Origin of the sequence: Dietzia sp. B19, assembly GCF_014145155.1 — a bacterium.
GTDB classification, from domain to species: domain Bacteria; phylum Actinomycetota; class Actinomycetes; order Mycobacteriales; family Mycobacteriaceae; genus Dietzia; species Dietzia natronolimnaea.
This window is the reverse complement of the sequence record NZ_JAALED010000404.1, coordinates 5141-8956: the sequence shown is the minus strand read 5'-3', so window position 1 is coordinate 8956 and position 3816 is coordinate 5141. Positions and strand designations below refer to the sequence as shown.

Sequence of the window (3816 nt, the reverse complement as noted above, 5' to 3'; positions counted from 1 at the left end):
GAGCCCGGCCGCGCTGGGCATCCGGCAGACCCTCGACACGCCCCTCGAGGTCTTCCGCGGGTCCGCGCGGGAGGCGGCGCTGGAGTTCCCCCGCACCTCCAACGCCTCCGTGGCGCTCGCGCTCGCGACGCTCGGCCTGGACCGCGTGGAGGCGATCGTGGTGGCCGACCCCGGGGTGCAGCGCACCCGACACGTGGTGGAGTGGGAGTCCCCGGTGGGCCGCTACGACATGCGTTTCGAGAACGCGGTGGACCCGGACTCCGGTGGCCGCACCTCGGCGATCACGGCGTGGTCGGTGGCCGGGGTCCTCACCTCGATCAGGGCCGGGGCCGGGCCCGGCGTGGTGGTCGTGGCTGCGGCCCGACCGGTGGAGGGTGCGCGGGTGACGCCATAGCGTGGAGGGACCAGCCGCCACGAAAGGTGTCCCATGACCCACGCACGGCCCTCCGACCCCGATCCGAGTCAGAGCCCCGATCTCGACAGCGGCGGTTCACCCGACGGACCGCAGACACCGGACTCCGATTCCACGTCGATGCAGTCGGACAGCGCCACGGAGAAGCAGAGCCCGACGCAACAGCAGAGCCCCACCCCGTCCCCGTCCAAGAAGGGGGCGTACATCCCGATCGTCGTCATCGTCGTCGTCGTCCTCCTCCTGGTCATCGGGCTCGTGGGCTACGCAGTGACGGTCTGACCCGTGTCCGCCGCGTTCGACACCGTGATCATCGGAGGGGGCAACGCCGGGATCTCCCTGGCGGCCCGCCTGCGCCGGGACGGTCGGCAGAACATCGCTCTGGTCGACCCGAGTCCCGTGCACCGGTACCGGCCGATGCTCAACTACGCCGCCACCGGCCTGGCACCGATGAGGCGGTACGAACGCGCGATGACGGACGTCGTCCCCGCCGGCGTCCACCTGCTCCCCCACCTGGCCGGACGGGTCGACACGGACGCCCACACCGTCACCCTCGGTCCGCGCGAGGAGGGTCCCACGATCACCTACGAGGACCTGGTCGTGTGCCCCGGCCTGACCCCGCGGTGGGACGCGATCCCCGGGCTGGACAAGGCCTACGTCGCCGGATGGGCGGCCTCGGCCCACGTGCCCGAGTACGCGGGTCGCGCGTGCGCCGCGCTGGTCCGCCTGCGCGAGGGGACCGTGGTGTTCTCGGTGCCACCCGAACCCGCCTCCTGCGGCGGGACCGTGCTCAAGGCCATGTTCCTGGCGTGCGACCGCTGGCGGCGCGAGAAGGTGCTCGATCGTATCGACGTGCACCTGGTGACCCCGTTCCGCGGACTCCTCGGACTCGAACCGTGCGACTCGCGGGTGCAGCCGTACCTCCGGGAGTACGGCATCACCGTCCACGAGGGATCCGAGGTCGCCGCCGTGGATCACCACGCCCGCACCGTCACACTCGACGGCCCGGTCCCCACCACGATCGAGGACGTCGACCTGGCCTACGTCACCCCTCTGAGCCGCGCGCCGAAGTTCATCGCCGACGCCGGGTTGTCCGACGGCGGTGTCGCCGGGCTGGTCGAGGTGGACCCCCGGACCCTGCGCCACGCGCGCCTCGACTCGGTCTGGGGCCTGGGCGACGCCGCGACCGTCGACACCCGTCCGTCCGGAGGGGCGCTGAGACCGCAGGTGGCGGTGGTCGCCGACAACCTGCGCGCGGCCCGGGACGGCGGACCCGGGACGCGGTACGACGGCTACACGATCATCCCGATCGCCGTGAGCCGCGACCGGCTGATGCTGGTCGAGCACGACCGGGACGGTCGGCCCGCACCGTCGGTGCGCGGGATCGACCTGACCGTGCCCAGACGCTCGACCTACGCGTTCGACCGGTACCTGCAGCCGGTGGTCTACTTCCGGAAGCTGCTCCGCGGGCGGGTCTGAGAGCAGGTCAGTCCCGCGACACGGTCCCGGCCCCGGACCCGGACCCGGCCCCGGACCCCGCCCCGGCACACAGTGCGGCCTCGATCATGTCGTAGAGGTGCGCCACGACGTCCTCGAACCGCGCGTTGACCACGGTGTTCCGGGCGTCTCGGCGGTCCTCGTAGACCGCCAGCGCCCCGGTGAACATCTGGGTGGCCAGGTCGATGCGTTCGAACGCCACCCGCCGCGGCAGGTGGGAGAGCACGTCGATCAGCCGCACCACCACGTCGTCGGTCGCCGTCCGCAGATCCGCCTCGGGGATGCCCGGCGCCATGACCGGCCCGACCCGCTGCAGGAACCGTGCGTAGTGCGTGGCCTCGGGGTGGGCGCGCAGGAGCTCGACGATCGGTTCGAACAGCACCCCGACGAGGGTGTGCAGGTCGTAGCCCAGACCCTGCTCGTCGGCCGCGGCCAGCCGCGCCTTCCGGGCGGAGTCCAGGGAGATGATCCGGCGTCGCAACACCTGCAGGATCAACCCGTCGCGGCTGCCGAAGTGGTACTGGACGGCCGAGTTGTTGCGTTGACCGGCCGCCGTCGCGACGTCGCGCATCGAGACGTCGTCCAGCCCCCGCTCGCTGATCATCTTCTCGGCGACCTCGATCATCGCCGTCTTGGCGTCCTTGGCGTCGCTGGAATCGCCGGCCTCCTCGGGCATCTCGGCCACGTCGGCTGCGCTCCCCTCGGCTGAGGTCTCATCAGATCTTCGCTGCACCGGGACTCCACTTCCGACCTGCCGCCTCGCCCAGCTGATTGAAACTGAGCACCGTCAGGAATAGTACGACCGCCGGGACGCCGACGAGATACGGGTATCGCTGGAAATCGGCCTGACCGGCACTGATCATGTTGCCCCATGTCGGTTCCGGCCGGGGAATGCTCAGCCCCAGGTAGCTCAGCGACGCCTCGGCCACGATCAACACGGCGACGAGCATGAAGCTGTACGAGAAGACCGGTTGGACGATGTTCGGGGTGACCTCCCGCAGCATGATCCGCAGTTCACCCGCCCCGAGCGACCTCGCCGCGGTGACGAACTCCCGGCCGGCGAAGCTCATCGCGTTGGCCCGGACGAGCCGGGCGTAGGCCGGGACAACCATGATCCCGAGGGCGAGGGTGATGTTGGGCAGTGTCGGGTCGAGCACGGTGACGATCGCGATGAGCAGGATGAGCGACGGGAACGCCAGCAGGGTGTCGGTGATGATGGAGACGATGCGATCGGTCCACCCACCCCGGTAGCCGGCCACCAGCCCGAGCGCGCCACCGACGAGGGCCCCGACCAGGACTCCGCCGATACCCACGACGAGGGAGACCCGGGCGCCGTAGAGCAGGCCTCCCAGGATGTCCAGGCCCTGTCCGTCCGTCCCGAGGGGATGGTCGGACAGCAGGTCGGGGGCGAGGGTCGACGGCGTCATCAGCGCGAGGGACGGGTCGCGCGCCTCGGCCAGCGGCAGGAAGTCCACGAACAGTGCGCCCAGGACGATGAGGACGGTCCAGGCCAGGGCGAGCGCGGTGCCGAGTCCGGACAACCGGGGCATCCTCGGACGGCGGCGTGCCGGGGTGGCGGCGGCCACGGTGGGATCGGCGACGACGCCGGGGCCCGCGACGGGCCCGGAGGCAGCGCGGGTGGAGGCAGCCCGGGTGGGATCGGGGCGGCTGGAATCGGGGCGGGTCGGGTCGGTGTCAGCCACGGCGGATCCTCGGGTCGATGAGTGCGTACGTGACGTCGACGGTCATGTTGACCAGGACGTAGAACACGGCGATCACGATCACCCCGCCCAGGACGACCGGCAGATTGTCGTTCTGGACGGCGTCGACGATCATGCTGCCCATGCCGGGGAGGTTGAACAGCCGCTCGACCACCACCGTCCCGCCGATGAGTCGGCCCAGACTGATCC

Annotated in this window: 6 protein-coding genes; 3 read left to right on the top strand and 3 right to left on the bottom strand. The window is 71.1% G+C overall.

Going from position 1 to position 3816, the window contains the following annotated elements; translation table 11 throughout:
• The 3 genes from G6020_RS11790 to G6020_RS11780 form a co-directional block, all read left to right on the top strand.
• Positions 1–394: aspartate dehydrogenase domain-containing protein (locus G6020_RS11790; protein ID WP_182610756.1), on the top strand; the 394-nt coding region annotated here is incomplete at its 5' end.
• Positions 395–427: 33 nt separating this feature from the next.
• Positions 428–691, top strand: a complete 264-nt coding sequence (locus G6020_RS11785) for a hypothetical protein (RefSeq protein ID WP_182610755.1) — start codon at positions 428–430, stop codon at positions 689–691.
• 3 nt (positions 692–694) lie between these two features.
• Positions 695–1888 (top strand): FAD/NAD(P)-binding oxidoreductase, encoded by a 1194-nt coding sequence (locus tag G6020_RS11780; RefSeq protein WP_182610754.1) that lies wholly within the window; start codon positions 695–697, stop codon positions 1886–1888.
• 7 nt (positions 1889–1895) lie between these two features.
• Here the strand turns inward: G6020_RS11780 and G6020_RS11775 are convergent, their stop codons facing one another.
• The 3 genes from G6020_RS11775 to G6020_RS17135 form a co-directional block, all read right to left on the bottom strand.
• On the bottom strand, positions 1896–2582 hold the full coding sequence (locus G6020_RS11775) for a TetR/AcrR family transcriptional regulator (protein ID WP_182610758.1): 687 nt from the start codon (positions 2580–2582) through the stop codon (positions 1896–1898).
• Between the two features lie 40 nt (positions 2583–2622).
• The gene (locus G6020_RS11770) at positions 2623–3609 is read right to left on the bottom strand and encodes an ABC transporter permease (protein ID WP_304814998.1); all 987 of its coding nucleotides are present in this window, start codon (positions 3607–3609) and stop codon (positions 2623–2625) included.
• Positions 3602–3816: ABC transporter permease subunit (locus G6020_RS17135; protein WP_241732684.1), on the bottom strand; the 215-nt coding region annotated here is incomplete at its 5' end. The genes G6020_RS17135 and G6020_RS11770, both read right to left, overlap by 8 nt.